11 protein-coding genes and 2 pseudogenes are annotated in these 15,575 nt (G+C 64.1%); 6 read left to right on the top strand and 7 right to left on the bottom strand.

Annotated elements, in window-relative coordinates:
- Positions 1-399: 399 nt before the first annotated feature.
- From AC066S_RS24245 to AC066S_RS24220, 6 genes are all read right to left on the bottom strand, one after another.
- On the bottom strand, positions 400-1,851 hold the full coding sequence (locus tag AC066S_RS24245; protein ID WP_478270793.1) for a type II and III secretion system protein family protein: 1,452 nt from the start codon (positions 1,849-1,851) through the stop codon (positions 400-402).
- A 504-nt stretch (positions 1,852-2,355) separates the two neighbouring features.
- Entirely contained in the window at positions 2,356-3,639 is a 1,284-nt protein-coding gene (locus AC066S_RS24240) for an O-antigen ligase family protein (protein ID WP_478270792.1), read from the bottom strand.
- Positions 3,640-3,650: 11 nt separating this feature from the next.
- A complete protein-coding gene (locus AC066S_RS24235; protein ID WP_478270791.1) occupies positions 3,651-5,030 on the bottom strand; it encodes a glycosyltransferase family 4 protein in 1,380 nt (459 codons plus the stop codon).
- Positions 5,027-5,767: an ABC transporter ATP-binding protein gene (locus AC066S_RS24230; protein WP_478270790.1), complete on the bottom strand. Its 741-nt coding sequence runs from the start codon at positions 5,765-5,767 to the stop codon at positions 5,027-5,029. Before AC066S_RS24230 ends, AC066S_RS24235 begins: the two co-directional genes overlap by 4 nt.
- 3 nt (positions 5,768-5,770) lie before the next feature.
- Positions 5,771-7,699: a glycosyltransferase gene (locus tag AC066S_RS24225; protein WP_478270789.1), complete on the bottom strand. Its 1,929-nt coding sequence runs from the start codon at positions 7,697-7,699 to the stop codon at positions 5,771-5,773.
- A gap of 8 nt (positions 7,700-7,707) precedes the next feature.
- Positions 7,708-7,869: a hypothetical protein gene (locus tag AC066S_RS24220; protein ID WP_478270788.1), complete on the bottom strand. Its 162-nt coding sequence runs from the start codon at positions 7,867-7,869 to the stop codon at positions 7,708-7,710.
- A 125-nt stretch (positions 7,870-7,994) separates the two neighbouring features.
- Here AC066S_RS24220 and AC066S_RS24215 point away from each other — a divergent pair, with 125 nt between their 5' ends.
- The 3 genes and pseudogenes from AC066S_RS24215 to AC066S_RS24205 form a co-directional block, all read left to right on the top strand.
- On the top strand, positions 7,995-8,873 hold the full coding sequence (locus AC066S_RS24215) for a DUF6502 family protein (RefSeq protein WP_478270787.1): 879 nt from the start codon (positions 7,995-7,997) through the stop codon (positions 8,871-8,873).
- A complete protein-coding gene (locus AC066S_RS24210) occupies positions 8,870-10,060 on the top strand; it encodes a DUF5666 domain-containing protein (protein ID WP_478270786.1) in 1,191 nt (396 codons plus the stop codon). Before AC066S_RS24215 ends, AC066S_RS24210 begins: the two co-directional genes overlap by 4 nt.
- Before the next feature lie 40 nt (positions 10,061-10,100).
- A pseudogene (locus tag AC066S_RS24205) lies at positions 10,101-10,329 on the top strand (acyl-CoA dehydrogenase); the annotation flags it as partial.
- A gap of 457 nt (positions 10,330-10,786) precedes the next feature.
- Here the strand turns inward: AC066S_RS24205 and AC066S_RS24200 are convergent.
- The gene (locus AC066S_RS24200; RefSeq protein WP_478270785.1) at positions 10,787-11,560 is read right to left on the bottom strand and encodes a LysR substrate-binding domain-containing protein; all 774 of its coding nucleotides are present in this window, start codon (positions 11,558-11,560) and stop codon (positions 10,787-10,789) included.
- Here AC066S_RS24200 and AC066S_RS24195 point away from each other — a divergent pair.
- The 3 genes and pseudogenes from AC066S_RS24195 (at position 11,517) to AC066S_RS24185 (ending at position 15,387) form a co-directional block, all read left to right on the top strand.
- On the top strand, positions 11,517-12,920 hold the full coding sequence (locus AC066S_RS24195) for an ATP-binding cassette domain-containing protein (protein WP_478270784.1): 1,404 nt from the start codon (positions 11,517-11,519) through the stop codon (positions 12,918-12,920). The genes AC066S_RS24200 and AC066S_RS24195 overlap by 44 nt on opposite strands.
- 221 nt (positions 12,921-13,141) lie before the next feature.
- Positions 13,142-14,089, top strand: a complete 948-nt coding sequence (gene dusA / locus AC066S_RS24190; protein ID WP_478270783.1) for a tRNA dihydrouridine(20/20a) synthase DusA — start codon at positions 13,142-13,144, stop codon at positions 14,087-14,089.
- Between the two features lie 133 nt (positions 14,090-14,222).
- Positions 14,223-15,387 (top strand): annotated as a pseudogene (locus AC066S_RS24185) (cytochrome P450).
- Positions 15,388-15,575 lie beyond the last annotated feature (188 nt).

Raw genomic sequence — 15,575 nt, 5'->3', positions numbered from 1 at the left:
GATGTTCGCGGACAAGACCATCTTGTAAGCATCGCTCGCGCAGCGCAGGTGCAGCGTCAATGACCGTCTGGGTTGGGCGACGTCGTAAGCCATTTTGCCGCGCACGCTCCCGCGGAGCCCGTCCGATAGTTTCACCGTCGCGGTGCCGGACCATGCCCGGGCCAGACCGTCGAACACCGGCTCTGCGCGCAACGGGCTGATTCCGACGACGATGAGGCAGGCCGTACCACCGCCCGTTTGCACCGCCAAGAATTCAAAGACATTTCGCCAATCCTGATCTGTAAAGGTTCGGCGCGTCGTATGCCCGAACAACCGTGGGATAATGACGACGATGTTTATGTATATTGCAAAGATTGCCTGAACGCTGCCGCGGTGCGGGCGCGACGGACGGACAACGCGTCAATCGGTGATGAAGCCGATATTGCCGCGACGGGCTCCCGTTGATCCTGTTCGGCCATAAAGGCGATTGATGTTGCCGATGAGATTGGCTTGTGGGTCGCTCGGCCCGACAAAGCCGTCGTCCGGCCGCGACAGTTCTCTCGGACTCACGGCGCGAACGAGGTAAGGGGTCACGAGGACGACGAGCTCGGTCTGGTTGTTGACGAAGTCCTGACTCCTGAAGAGCGCACCCAGCAGCGGCACCTGCATCAGCCCGGGCAAGCCGTTCACGGCTCGCTTTGTCTGGTCCTGAATCAGGCCGGCGATTGCCATGGATCCGCCCGACGGGATCTCAAGCGTGCTCTCGGCCCGTCGCGTCTTGATGGAGGGAACCGTCAGAGAGTTGGTCGTGTTGTCGCTCACCGCCTGGGACAAGGTAATCGAATTCTCGTTCGATAGGTCCGACACCTCGGTCATCAAGTGCAAGCTGATGCGCCCCTCCGCCAGCACGACCGGCGTGAAGCTCAACGACATTCCAAATTTCTTGAAGCTGATTTGCGTCGTGCACACATGGGTTGTTGGGTCGCAAGAATACCCCGCGGGAACGGGAAACTCACCGCCGGAAACAAAGGTGGCGGCCTCTCCCGATATCGCCGTCAGAGTAGGTTCTGCTAACGTGCGTACGACACCCGCCTTCTCCATCGCCCTCAACGTGGCCGTCGTTCCACCGGCTGATAGAGTCACGCTGTTGCTATCGACAAGATTCTTGCCGTAAGCCGTGAAGGGATTCGAGTTCGTTAGGCTTACGACCGATGTGCCTGAGCTGAGGCTCGTGCTGAGATCGACACCAAGCTGCTTTACGACCTCGCGCGAAATCTCGGCGACCGTCACCTTCAACATCACCTGGTCGCGGCCCCGAACCGCGATCGAGTTGACGACCTTGTCGGCCGCACCCGTGAGGCGCGTAGCAATATCGTTGGCCTGCTGGGCTTCGAGGGGTGTCGCGACAGTGCCGGTCAGGATCACGCCGTCGCCGACGCCGTCGATATGGATATTGGCGGCGGGAAGAGCCTGCTTCAATGCTGCACGAACGCCGTTCAGGTCGCGCTTGACGGCGATGTCGTAGGCGACGATCGCCTGGCCGGCAGTATCAAAGAACACGACGTTGGTTTGCCCGACAGCGGCGCCGATGATGTAGGCGCGTTGTGTCGATCGCAGCACCACGTTGGCTACCTTGGGATCCGCGACCAGCACGTCCTTCACGTCGCGTGGAAGATCGATTACGATCGATTTGCCTACGCCGAGAGACACAAACCTCGTATCGGACTGGCTAATCGCATCTCCTCGCATCGCGGATCTGCGGTCCGCAGCGTCTGCTCCCGACGACTGCCCACAGGAAAAAACCGCCAGAACGAGTAACGCTGGAAGCCTGTGCCTGGAAGCGCGCAACGATGGTCTGATGCCGCCCTGCATAACGATTATCCCTTGACATCTCACCCTCGGAGGACGTCACGGGTTCCTCGCAGGAGCATGTGGCGACCAACGCGGATTGAACGTTGGAATTCCGGCGTTCAGGCGTCTCTAATACAATTGAAACAAAACGCAGGACAGCGACATACGAGGGCAATGAAGGCTAAAATTTCCCACCGCGCCAGGTACGAGCCGATGGCTTGCAATGGCAGCGTGCCTTTGCACGACGCGTCCGCTTCCACAGCAATACGCAATATAGTCAGGCGCCGTTCGACATCGAGCTGGGCGTCACGGATCGGGTCGTCAACTTGGTAGAGCAGAGCGTCGATGCGTGCTGCAGGTCGAGCCGCTCGGTGAATCAGGTTAATCGCCCGCAAGAGCCTTTACCGCGCGTCCTAGCGGAGCCGCACGTTTAGATGCAGGACGACGAGCTGCGGCTGCAAAAAGGCGTTCGGTATCGGCGCAAAGCGGACATCGCCAGCGGTTTGTGAGTACGCGGCCCAGTCGTCAAGCCTGGCTGCCGGACGCCGTTTTCGCCTTAGCCTTCAGCACCATGCCGCCGGCGACGCCAACGCCAAGCACGTACATCCAGCCCTCATGAAAATCGAACAGGTGCGAGTTGAGCAGCGAGCTCGCGATGTTCTGCACGACGGCCACGAGGCCGATCCAGGCGGCGAAGCCTTCACCTGCGAATAAGCGAAGATGCGCGATCCACATGGCGTAAAGCAGGCCGACACCCAGAAGGCCCCACTGCACCGCGACGTTGAGGGTCTGGTTGTGCGGATTGCTCACGACCTCGGCATCGAGCTTGCTTTCAATCGTGGCGGCGCGCTCGAACTGACGCTTTATTGAACCGGTGCCATGGCCGATCAGGGGCGCCTCGGTAAAGGCATGGAGCGACTTGCGCCAATAGATCAGCCGCTGCGCGGTCGAGGCGCGGCTGATGTTCTCGTGGCCGTGGCGGTATTCGACGGCGATGTCGCCGATGCGTTGGCGCAAATAGGGCGAGGTGGTCCAGGCCAATAGGCTCGCGGCGATCGCACCTGCGAGCAGGACCAGCGCCGCCGGCCGGCTCAAATGCCTCATGGCGAACAGGGCCAGCAGCACCGCGATGCAGAGTAGGGCCGTGCGGGCCGAGGCGACGAACACCATGTTGGTGACGAACAGCAGGATTAAGGCCAAGCAGACGACGGTTGCGACCGCGAGTCTGCCGCGCCAGAGGGGCAGCGCGAGCGCAAAGGCGCACAGGGTGAACTCTTGGCTCTGGTCGATGTAGTTCTTGACGGGAACGCCTGGCGACGCCGTTGCGGTGATCTTCCAATCGGGATCGAGCAGCACGATCCAGGACAACGCGGCAAGCAGCGCGCAGGAAGCGAGAAAGGCGATGCAGACATGGAAGCCGCGCTCAGACCGGCTGAAATGGTAGAGCAAAGGCGGAATCAGCATGAGCTTTGCGACCGGCTTGACGGCATGCAGCCGGTCCGCCCACGCTCCCTCTGACCACAGCGTGCCAAGAAGCGCGAGCAGTAGGAGCGCGAGGGGCAAGGCAAACGCTGGTCGCGCAAGCTGGCGCGCATACTCGCGCCAGGCGATGGTCGGCGTCACCGCAAGCAGCCAGAACCCGACCAAGATCGAGGTCGCGGTGGTCGACCAGGGCAGCGATGCCGCAATCAGGATGACGAGCAGGTCGGCAGCACGAAACAGCCCGGCGGAACGGCCCAGGGCATGCCATCGGTCGTGCAAGGTTGGTTGGCTGGCCGGACTGGGTGATGCGGCTTGCTCAGCGATCATGTGGCTGACGCTTACTGTGCTGCGACCAGGCTTTCTCTGGGCGTCTCATGGCCGAGGAAATCCCGGGCCTGGGTCTCGTAGCCGAAGCGTTCGGCGAGCTCGTGGCGTCGCGCCCGGATCCTGCCGCGGCACTCTTCCTGCCCCATCAGCACGCGGGTGACGGAGGCGGCGATCGCCTCCGTGGAGAACGGGTCGAAATAGTCGGCGAGCTCGCCCGCGACCTCGCGGAAGACGGCGATGTCGGAGCACAGCACCGGCGTGTTCGCAGCGAGCGCCTCGATGATCGGCACGCCGAAACCTTCGGCAAGGCTCGGCATGATCAGGCCGTGCGCTTCCGCGATCAGCGCCGCCTTCTCGTGCTCGTCGACATAGCCGGCGAAGCGGACGTTGGGCGGGAGGTTGCGCGTCCGGCTGATCTCTCCGGTATAGCCGATCACGACGAGATCGGCCTGGGGAATGTTGCGGAAGGCATGGACCACGGCGGCGATGTTCTTGCGTGGCTCGTTCGAGACGATGACGACGAAGCTCGGCCGCCCCCGACTCCCCGACGGGGCTGAAAGGTGCAGGACATCAGGGGCGTCGAACCTGGTGCGGGGATAGACGACGCGCGCCGGCAGGTGCGCAAATTGCGGCAGCAGTTCCCTGAACCGCATCATGCTGTAGTTTGAAACGAAGGCGAGTTCGTCGGCCTGACGCAGGCTGGTGCGGATTCGCGCCAGGAACTGCCGCGTGGCGATGTCGCTGAGCTTGAGGTCGGTGAGCGGCAACAGGTCGTGGACGATGCAGATCACCTTGGCGCCGGGTTTGCGCCTGATCACCACTCGTGTCGGGGTGTCCACGACGATCAAGTCGTAATCGCGCGCGTCGATCCGCGGGGGAGGCAGCAGGAAGAAGGCCGATGCGTCCTGATAGTTGAAGAAGCCGGGCTCGAGCTGAAAGTCGCCGAACAGCTCGAGGTGCCTGAGATCCGGCGGAATGTATTCGAGCGCGGCGGGCCGGTTCTCGATCAGGCGCTTGGGCAGGCCGAGCAGGCCGATCGCGCGCAGGAGGCAGACGGTGTTGTCCTGCGACAGCAACAGGCCGGCCCTGCGGCGGAGCCAGTCGAGTTTGCGGCGCGTGCCGCTGAGCGTCAACGGCCCGCTCACGTTGATTTCGTCGAGATAGCGATAGAGCGCAAGCAGCTCGATGTTGCGCGATTGCGCCGCGAACAGCCTCGTACGCCGCTCGCGCTGGCAGAGCTTGCGGTAGCGTTTCGTGGTCTCCACCACCAGCGTGAGCTCGTGGCCTTCCGAGGCGAGCGAACGTACCAGTTCCCGGGTGAAGTGGAAGATGCCGCGCTTGTGATTGGGTTGTCCGAGCGACTCGGAGACGACGAGGATGTTGTGCTTCATGCGCTTTTCTCGCGGAGCTCGAAGGCGTTGGGGCCCGGCGGGGCGACCGTGATGGTCGAGGCGATGCGGCCGTGATCGAGGTTGATGATGCTGGTGCAGGTGCGGCGCAGCAGAGGCTGGTCATGCGAGGCGATGATCACGATCGCCGCTTGGGACATGAGCTTGAGGAGCCGCTCCTGCGCCTTCTCGGCAAAGTGCTCGTCGACCACGCTGAGCCATTCGTCGAGCAGGAGGATGTCGGCCGGAAAGGCCGTCGCGGTCGCAAACAGCACCCGCATCAGCATGCCCGAGGAGAACATCCGCAGCGGCAGCCGCTGCATGCGCGCCTCTAGCTCGGTGAAGGCCCAAATCTGGTCGATTGCGCCGCGGGTCGGCTTGCGGCCGCTGATCCGCAGCAGCAGTGCGATGTTGTCCTCGGCCACGAAATCCAGGTTGACGCCGGCATTGAGGCCGAGCAGGGGCACGATGTTCCCCTGGATCACGACGCTGCCGCTGCTTGGTGGATAGACGCCGGCGATCAGCCGCAGCAGCGTCGATTTGCCGGAGCCGTTGGCTCCGGCAAGTCCGATGCGGGCACCGGCATCGGCCTGGATGGTGACGTCGTCGATGGCGCGTATGATCCGCGTCTCGCCGGGCTCGCGGATGAGATAGCCGAGCAGCCGCCGTTTCAGCGAATGGTCGTAGGCGCCGTAGAGCGGATAGTCGAGGCAGACGTTGCGTAGGCTGATCGAGACCATGCATCAGATCCAAAACGCGGCTTTGCGCAGGTGGAGCAGCGTCATCACGCTCGCAACGATCAAAAGCGCCAGTACGATCAGGACATAGACGATGCTGAAGGGGTCAACATGGCCGCCGGCCAGTGGCTCGCGCCACACCGCGAACAGATGCGTCAGCGGATTGATCCGTATCACCGTCGAGCGATGGTTGACCATCTCCGACGACCAGATGATGGGCGAGGCGAGGAAGGCGAGCGTCAACGTGGATTCGATGATTGGCTTGAGGTCGCGATAGCGTGTTGCCATCGCACCGAGAACGAGGCTCAAGCCGAAAGTGCAGACCACGAACACTAGGAGGCCCGGCAGCGCCGCCGGCGCGTGGGAGAACTCGTGGCGGGACAGGAGGAGCCAAAGGAGGAGTGGTACGCAGGCGTTATGGAGCGCGAACAGCGCCTGGCGGAACGTGCATTGCAGCAAGAAGATGATCGGCGGCAGCGCCCGGTCGCGGATCAGACTCGCGGAGTTCTGGAGCGCCGTGGTGGCGTCGAGCACCACGCTGTTGAGGAAGATCCAAGCCGTCATCGACAGCGCCAGCATGGGCAGGCGCGACAGCACGTCGGCGTTCGACATCTGCCCGATGACCGAGCCTAGCACCGCCACCACGATCGCCATCTGGAGCGACATCCAGAACGGGCCGAGCAACGAGCGCACGTAGCGGTGGCGCATGTCCGACCAGGCCAGTGCCGCCGCGATCCGAACGCAGTCCAGCCAAGCGGTCGCTTGAAGCGGCTCCGCGGTTGCTGGTCGCTCCTTGTTGGGTGCGGCAACGGCATCACGGTAGACGGCCTCCATGCCTTGCTTGAAGGCCGTGGTCGAGTAATGGGTGACGGCGCGCGTACGCGCCGCAAGCCCCATCCGACGGCGTCGCTCGGGATCGCGGATCAGGGTGTCGATAGCCTCACCCAGCCTTGCGACGTCGCCGGGCGGCACGGTGATCGCCTCCATGCCGTGGCGGGCGACACGCGGCACCGCAGTGTCGAGCGCCGTATTCACGACCGGTCGTCCGGCGGCCATGGCCTCGAGCTGGACGAGGCCGAAGGTCTCGGCATTGGTCACCGACGGCATCACGAAGACGTCGGCGAGGCGCATCAGCTTGATGCGTTCGCAATCGTTGACCGAGCCGAGCAGGCGGACGCGGTCATGAAGGCCGAGCTCCTGGATCAACTGCTCGAGCCGCGGCCGCTCGATTCCCTCGCCGATGATCCAGACCTCGAAATCGTGCACGGCTGCAGCGCGGACCAGCACGTCGAATCCCTTGTAGGGTACGAGCCGGCCGCAGGCCAGCACGAGCCGGCCGCGATCGTTGACATGGTACGGCTCGATCTTCGGCCAGTCGTAGCCTGTGGTGTCGATGCCGAACGGCACGATATGGCATTTGTCCTCGAATTCGCGCAGCAGCGGCGTGTTATCGACCAGCGCTTGGTCAGAGACGATGATCGCCTTGGCGCAGCGCAGCGTCCGCCGCATCAGAGGTTCAACGAGCCAACGCAGGCCGGCATGAGTGACGATGTCGGCGTGCCAGTGCACCACCAGTGGACGCCTGGCACCGATTCCGAAGGCGAACACGAGGTCGGCAAGAGGGAAGGGGGCATGGAGCGCGAGCAAATCGTGCTCGGCAATCCTGCGCCACAGACGCCAGGGATAGGTCGGCGCGGCTGGCAGCGACATGATATTGCCGAACGAGCGCACGCGCTCGACCGGGACGTCGTTAACGACGATCTCCCGCCGTTCGACGGATTGCGAGCAGACCAGCACGGCGGAGGCGAAAGCATCCTTCAGGCTCGCGCAGATGTCGCGGATCACCGTGAGCGTGCCGCCGAACAGGTCGGGATAGTACACCTTGAAGATGTGCAGCACCGACGGGCGGGGCGGGCTGTCGCTGGTGGGATGCATGATGGCGGTCAGCCTGCAAGAAGCGCTGCGAGGAACGGTGCGGCCAGCACCGAGATGAAGATGACGCCACGCAGCAGAGCCGGCAGCATTGGCGCGATCGCGCCATGTGCCCGGTCGGGAGCCGGCACAGCACGTGGTGAACTGGAAATGCGGACCAAGCGGTCAGCCATGGGTGAAGTCCCTGTATGTCGCGCCCCCAAGTGGCGTTCGTATATGTGGGAAAATTTACCACGTCAATCCGCCCACGGAAAAGTGTGGGATTGTGTCCCACGTGACGCATTGGTACAATTCAGACATGAATGCGAAATCGGGGTCCAAAGCAGCGGTACCGCAGCCGAATGCCGCCGCGAAGCTGCAAGCGCCGCTGGCGCGGTTGCTGCGCCCGCTCGTGCGGCTCTGCATCCGCAGCGGCATGACCTTTCCCGCATTGGCGCAGCTGCTTCGCGAGCTGTTCGTCAACGTCGCCGAGCACGATTTCGCGCTGGACGGAAAGGAGCAGACCGACAGCCGGGTCAGCCTGCTCACCGGCATCCATCGCAAGGAAGTGGCGCGGCTGCGCAGCGCCGGCGCGCCCGTGCACGAGACACCGGCGGCAGTCTCGCTGACCAGTGCGGTGATCGCGCGCTGGCTCGCCGCGCCCGAGTTCACCGACGACAGGGGCGAACCGCTCACTTTGCCGCGCACGGCCGAGGGCGATGCGCCCTCGTTCGAGCAGCTCGTCGCCTCCGTCACCAAGGACGTGCGCCCACGTGCGGTGCTCGACGAGTGGGTCGACCGCAAGCTCGTCACCATCAACGAGGCCGACGAGATCGAGCTAGTCGAGGCCGCTTTCGTGCCGAGCGGCGAGGACGATGGCAAATGGCATTATCTCGGTCGCAATCTGCACGACCATATCGCGGCCGCCGCGGAAAACGTGTCCGGTGCCGCGCCACGCTTCCTCGAGCGCGCGGTGCACTACAACAACATCTCGCCGAGGCTGGCGTGGCGGCTGGAAGCGCGCTCGCGCGAGCTCGCCATGGACGTGCTGAAGACCGCCAACCGCGAGGCCAACCGCGCGCTCGCAAAGGACAAGGGGGGCAATGCCCGCTGGAATTTCGGTATCTACATCTACAGCGAAGATGCCGACGAGGAGGGTGAAGCGAAGGAGGGCGGCAAACAAGGTGATTCTTCATGAGCCGGTCGCCGGTCATCTCCCGTCGCCTGCTGTTGGCCGGATTCTGGCTCGCCGGCACGGCCATCGCCCGTGCACAGGTCCAGCGTGGCGCCGATCAGGGTATCGGTGGCACCGGGATCACGCGCGGTGATGATCACGGCATCGGCGGCACCGGCATCGTCGGCGTGATCCAGCGTTTCGGCAGCATCTACGTCAATGGCGAGCACATCACTTACGCGAATGACGTGCCGGTCTGGATCGACGGGGAGGCGGCCAGCCCCAAGGCGTTGCGTATCGGTCAGCTCGCGCGCGTGGTTGCGATCCGTCAGGCCGACGGCACGCTCGTCACGCGCAACATCACGATCGCGAGCGAGGTCTCCGGTCCGATTGAGCAGGTGAAGGGCAACGAGCTGACCGTGCTCGGCCAGAAGATCTTCGCCGGTGACAAGGCGAGCAAGCTCCGGACGGGTACGCAAGTCGCCGTCTATGGATTGCGCCGGACTGACGGGGTCATCGTCGCAAGCTTGGTCGAGTCGAGGCGCAATGCGGCCGCGCGCGTGACGGGTCTGGTCGAGCGCGGGCCGGACGGCTTGCGAATCGGCGGATTGAAGCTGAACGGCGTCGATCCCCTGCTGGTCGGCCAGCGGGTCCAGATCGAGGGCAACGCGAGCCAGGGGGCGATGCAGGCGGCGCGAACGCGGATCGACGATTTTTCGGATCTCGTCGGCGCCAGCCGTCTGTCGATCGAGGCCTACGTGCAGCGGGCGGGTTCGAACCTCCAGCTCGGCTCCGGGCTCGTTGCCCAAGACGGCTCGCGCTTTGGCCCGGCCGCCGGGGAAGCGCGGATGGTGATCAATGGGGTATTGGATCGTTCGCGCGGCCTCCAGGTGGATTCCGCTCGTGCTATCGGCCAAAGGCCGGGAGCAGCTTCGCCCGGCAACGGCAATCCAAGCCGGTCGCCGGGTGGTTCGGTCTTGCATCCGGAGCGCAACACGCCGAATTCGGGCGGCCCTCAGCCGGGCGGATCGCATTCGCCAGCGCCGGGAGCAGGCTCAGCTTCATCACCCCGCTCTGCACCGGTCGGACCAAGCGCCCCGTCAGGACCCGGCGGTCTGGGCTCGCCTGGCGGGCCCATGGGACCTGGCGGTGGAATGAGTGGCGGCGGCTTTGGCGGTCCGGGAGGAGGGATGGGCGGCAGTCGGCGCTAAGCGCCGAATGATGCGAATGAAGCTGCGATGTTCAGCTCCCGACCGGCACCGGCAGCAATCGATAATCCTGGTGCCCATGGATACGCCGGGCGTCGAGGTGCTGCGGCCGATCCCGGCGTTCGGTTCTTGCGGCGTTCTCGATCGCTCATCCGAAGTTGTATTCACAAATGTTCGCGTGCCCACCACCAACATTCTGCTTGGGGAAAGGCGAGGCTTCGAGATTGCGCGGGGGCCGTCTTGGTCCAGGCCGTATCCACCATCGTATGCGGCCGGTCTGTTGCTGTTCGCAACGGGGGGCTGCTCAGCCTCGGAGAAGTGTCCTGATAGGACGATAATGCTGTTGAATGCCGCGACTCTTCCGATTGTACGGCTCTCTTACGATCGGGGCCTTGCTGGGAACGGCTGACGAGGCCTTCGCTGCCTTCGAAGCCCTGCTCGATCGAAACGATGTGGAACCTAAGTGTACAATCAATAGTGATGGTGACCGATACGAGAACGGAAAACGGTCTCAACCGAGCCGGCCGCCGATGCGACGTCTCGCGTCACCTCAGCTCTCTGGCAGGACGATGGTGGTTCCTGGATTGCTGCACGGCTCAAGCGAAGCGCTCGACCGCATGTACCGCCACGCGAATGTTCGGTGATCGGTGCGCCTCTCGCCACGCACGAAACGCCGCCAAGAGGTTGAGAGCTTGCAAGCTGCGACGCCGCAGCAGTACGGCGCCTAGATCATTGCAGTTGTCGGCTTGCTCGGCGGACTTCGTCGAGGAACGCCCTTGCAAGACGCGAGAGCGGCTCCGCTTCGGACCACAGCATGTATGCCAGCGCAGGTGTCTTGGGAAGGAAAGGGCGGATGACCAGCTCTTGGCTGCCAGCCTGGTGCGGCGAGAACGAGTCCACCACCGCCGCGCCAACGCCTGCCGCGGCGAGTACGCAGGCGGTGTTGCAGTATCGCACCTCGACGGTCGGCTGGAATGGAGCGCCGGCGGAAGCAAAACTCGCACGCACGGCTTCACCCAATTGCGTTCCGCGCTCGAGCCCGATGAAGGGGAGATCGGCGAGATCGGGTGCGGTGATCACCGCGCGGTCCGCCAGCGGATGTTGCGGCGGCATGACGCAGACCATCTCGCCGGTGTGCACCACTTCATGGGCGATACCCGGATGGTGAGAGAAGCCGAGCACGAAGCCGAGCTCGGCGACCCGGCTCAGGACTCCGTCGATGATGCCCTCATAGCGGCGGACGTCGAAGAACATCCGCGTCTGCGGCCGCCGGCGCAGGAAGTCCGACAATGCGGGCGGGATGATGCTGTAGGCCAGCGGCGGCGTTGCGACGATCGACAGGTGTCCCGTGCGACATTCCCTGAGGTCGCGGACGCGGTTCTCCAGCTTGGCGTGCAGCGCAAAAATCGTCTCGCTTTCCTTGTAGAGCGCCATCGCCTCGGCGGTCGGAAACAACCGGTTGTTGACGCGCTCGAACAAGGCGAAGCCCGCCTGCGTCTCCATCGCCGCGCTCAATCCGATCCGCGCTGTCGGTGCCCAGATCGCCGATGCCATCCTTTCGCATCGGCGGCTCTCGAAACAGGAGGCGCGGGCCGAGGCGCTGAAGCTGTTGCACGCGGTGCAGATCCGCGATCCGGAGCGACGGCTGGACGCCTATCCGCACGAGCTCTCCGGCGGCATGTGCCAGCGCGTGATGATCGCGATCGCGATCTCCTGCAATCCATCGCTACTGATTGCCGACGAGCCGACCACCGGCCTCGATGTTACGACACAGAAGGTGGTTATGGACCTTTTGGCGCGCATCGTCGCCGAGCGCGGCATGACGACAATCCTCATTACCCACGACCTTGGTCTCGCGGCACACTATTGCCGACGCGTGGTGGTGATGGAGCAGGGGCGGCTCGTGGAAGAGGGCGTGCCACAGACATTGTTTCGGGCGCCGCAGCACGCCTATACCAAGCGACTGGTAGCGTCATCGCCGACCGCGACATCGCGTGTCGGCGACCTCGTGCCGGCTGACGAAGCTCTGTCGGTTGTCGAGGTGAGGGAGCGGCCGACGCCCGCGCCGGGCACACCGCCGCTGCTCGACGTCCAGCACATCGTCAAGCGTTTTGACGATGGCGCCGCCGCAGTGGCGGATTTCTCGATGACCATGGCAGCCGGCGAAAGCGTCGGCCTGGTCGGTGAGTCCGGCTCCGGCAAGAGCACTACCGCGCGCATGATCTGCCGGCTGATCGATCCAAGCGAAGGCGACATCCTGTTCGATGGCTATTCGATCTCGAAGGTCCCATCCCGCGACTTTCACCGCTCGCCGCTGCGCAAGGATATCCAGATCGTCTTTCAGGATCCGCATGAGAGCCTCAATCCGCGCTTTACCGCGTTCGACTGCATTGCCCATCCGCTGCTGCGGCTCGCCGGCCTGCGCCCCGGCGGCGCGTTGCGTTCCCGGGTCGAGGAGTGCGCCGATCGCGTCGGCCTGCCGCGAGAATTGCTGTCACGCTTTCCCCATCAATTGTCGGGTGGCCAGAAGGCACGCGTCGGTATCGCCCGCGCCATTGCGTGCCGGCCGCGTTTGCTGGTGCTCGACGAGCCCACCGCGGCGCTCGATGTCTCGGTGCAGGCCGTGGTGCTACAGCTGCTCGACCGACTGCGGCGCGAGGACAATCTCGCCTTCCTGTTCGTCAGCCACGACCTCAACGTGGTGCGCATGATGTGCAGCCGCACCATCGTACTGCGCGCCGGCGGCATCGTGGAGCAGGGCGAGAGCCACGCGCTGCTCAGCAATCCGCAGAATGACTACACGCGCGAGCTGGTCGACGCCATTCCACATATCGGTTCAGCTGCTTCGCTCCTGTCCGCCTGATTTCGCGATCTCGGTGAAGATTCGCATTGCACCGTGTGCACTGAGAACCCGAAGACCCAATTTCCGCTTCCAATTCATGCATATATGGCCCTAGAAGAGCCAGGCAGCGGATGCTTGGTCAAACCGGATTTCTCAATCGGTCCAATCGCATATAGGGCCGATCGGATGCGAAATATCTCCATAAAATGAACGGCTTAGATCGAAAATTGGCCACAGCGCCCATGATGGATTGGACTGACCGGCACTGCCGGGTGTTCCATCGCCATCTGACGCGGCGGGCGCTGCTCTATACCGAGATGCTGACGACCGGGGCCATCATTCATGGCGACCGCGAGCGGCTGCTTGGGTTCGACGCAGTCGAGCATCCGGTCGCGCTTCAGCTTGGCGGGTCGGATCCGCGCGAACTGGCGCAGGCTGCGCGGATCGGCGAGGCGTTCGGCTATGACGAGATCAATCTTAACGTCGGCTGCCCGTCGGACCGCGTGAAGGACGGCCGCTTCGGCGCCTGCCTGATGGCGGAGCCGGAGCTGGTGGCGAGATGCGTCGAGGCGATGAAGCGTGCGGTTGCGATTCCCATCACGGTGAAATGCCGCATCGGCATCGACGACCAGGATCCTGAAATGGCGCTCGATGCGCTTGCGCGCGCGGTGGTCGCCTCAGGCTGCGATGCGCTCATCGTGCATGCCCGCAAGGCCTGGCTCAACGGTCTGTCGCCGAAGGAGAATCGCGACATCCCGCCGCTCGATTATGACCGCGTCTATCGGCTCAAGCGTGCGATGCCCGACGTGCCCGTCATCATCAACGGCGGCATCCCCGGCGTAGACGAAGCGAAAGCGCATCTCCAACACGTCGATGGCGCGATGCTCGGCCGCGCCGCCTATCAGGAACCATGGCGGCTGCTCTCCGTCGATCGGGAGATCTTTGGCGAAGCGGCCCCGCATGGGACCATGCAGGCCGCGCTCGAGGCCATGATGCCCTATATCGAGCAGCAGCTCGCGCGTGGCACGCGGCTGCATGCGATCACGCGGCATTTCGTCGGCGCATTTCATGCCGTGCCGGGCGCACGGGCCTTCCGTCGCCATCTCGCCGAGCAGGGCACGCGGCCGGGGGCCGGCTTCGATGTGCTGAGCGATGCGATCGCCAAGGTCGCATTTGGACAGGCTGCCTAGCAGATGCCCCAGTGACGCCGCCCTGTCCCAATCGCTGGGGACAGACGGCGGCGCCTGAACGCGCTAAAAGCTGATCCGGACCCGAACGGTCGCGTGAGCGAAAAGCGTCGGGGATACAGCAAGGGAGCGACGCTTGAGCACGGCGCCACGCATCGACATCGATCCTGCCGCATTCTGGGCCGATCCCTATCCAATGCTGGCAAAGATGCGCAAGGAGGCGCCGATCGCCTTCGTGCCGCAGCTCGGCTCGACGCTGCTGACCAGCCGCGACGACATCTCGATCTCCGAGAAGCAGATCGACGTGTTCTCCTCGCACCAGCCCGCCGGCCTGATGAACCGGCTGATGCCACAACATGATGCGCAAGGACGGCGAGGCGCATCAGGTCGAGCGCCGCGCGATGTTCCCGACGGTGTCGCCGAAGACGGTGAAGGCGCACTGGACTGCGCAGTTCCAGGCCCATGCCGACCGCATCCTCGCTTCGATCGAGCCCGGGCGGGTCGACTTGATGCGCGATTTCGCCTTGCCGTTCTCCGGCGAATGCCTGAAGTCGATCACCGGCCTCACCAATATCGGCTATGAGGATATGGACGCCTGGTCGCAAGGCATGATCGAGGGCATCGCCAATTACGCCGGCGATCCCGCGGTCGAGGCGCGCTGCCATGCCGCGACGTCCGGTATCGACGCTGCCATCGACGACATCCTGCCGGTGATGCGCAAGCATCCCGACCAGAGCATTCTCGGGGTTCTCCTTTCCTCGGGCATGTCGATGGAGAGCGTGCGCGCCAACGTCAAGCTCGCGATCTCGGGCGGGCAGAACGAACCGCGCAAGGCGATTGCCGGCACGGTATGGGCGCTCTTGACCCATCCCGAGCAGCTCGCTCTGGTTCTGCGCGGTGAAGTGACCTGGCTGCAGGCTTTCGAGGAATACGCCCGCTGGATCTCGCCGATCGGCATGTCGCCGCGCCGTATCGCAAAACCCTGGAGCATCCGCGACGTCGCCTTCGAAACCGACGAGCGCGTGTTCCTGATGTTCGGCTCCGCCAACCGCGACGAGAAGCATTTCGACCGCGCCGATGAGTTCGACGTGCGCCGCGACGTGACCAAGAGCGTCGCGTTCGGCGCCGGCCCGCATTTCTGCGCCGGCGCCTTCGCGTCCCGCGCCATGATCGCCGATGTCGCGCTGCCGACATTGTTCGCGCGGGCAAAGAAGCTCGAGCTCGCCGACGACGAGCCGGTGCGCATCGGCGGCTGGGCGTTCCGGGGCTTGCAGAACTTGCCGGTGAGATGGCTGCATTAGGCCGGCAGGCGCTTGCGCGCACCACGACGCCGTTCACTCCGCGATCATGCCATCATGCGCCTGTTTTGCCCGACGGAGCAAACCTTTTGCCTGCCGCGCAAGTTGGCTGCCGCGTAAGTCATTGATCCCGTTAGCGCCGGCTACTGTGCATGGGGTTGTTTTCGAAATTTTGAGTTCGGCACTTTGCA

It is taken from the genome of Bradyrhizobium sp. CFUWI, from assembly GCF_056429085.1.
The sequence above is the reverse complement of the archived record's forward strand: the minus strand, read 5'-3'. Positions and strand labels throughout refer to the sequence as shown.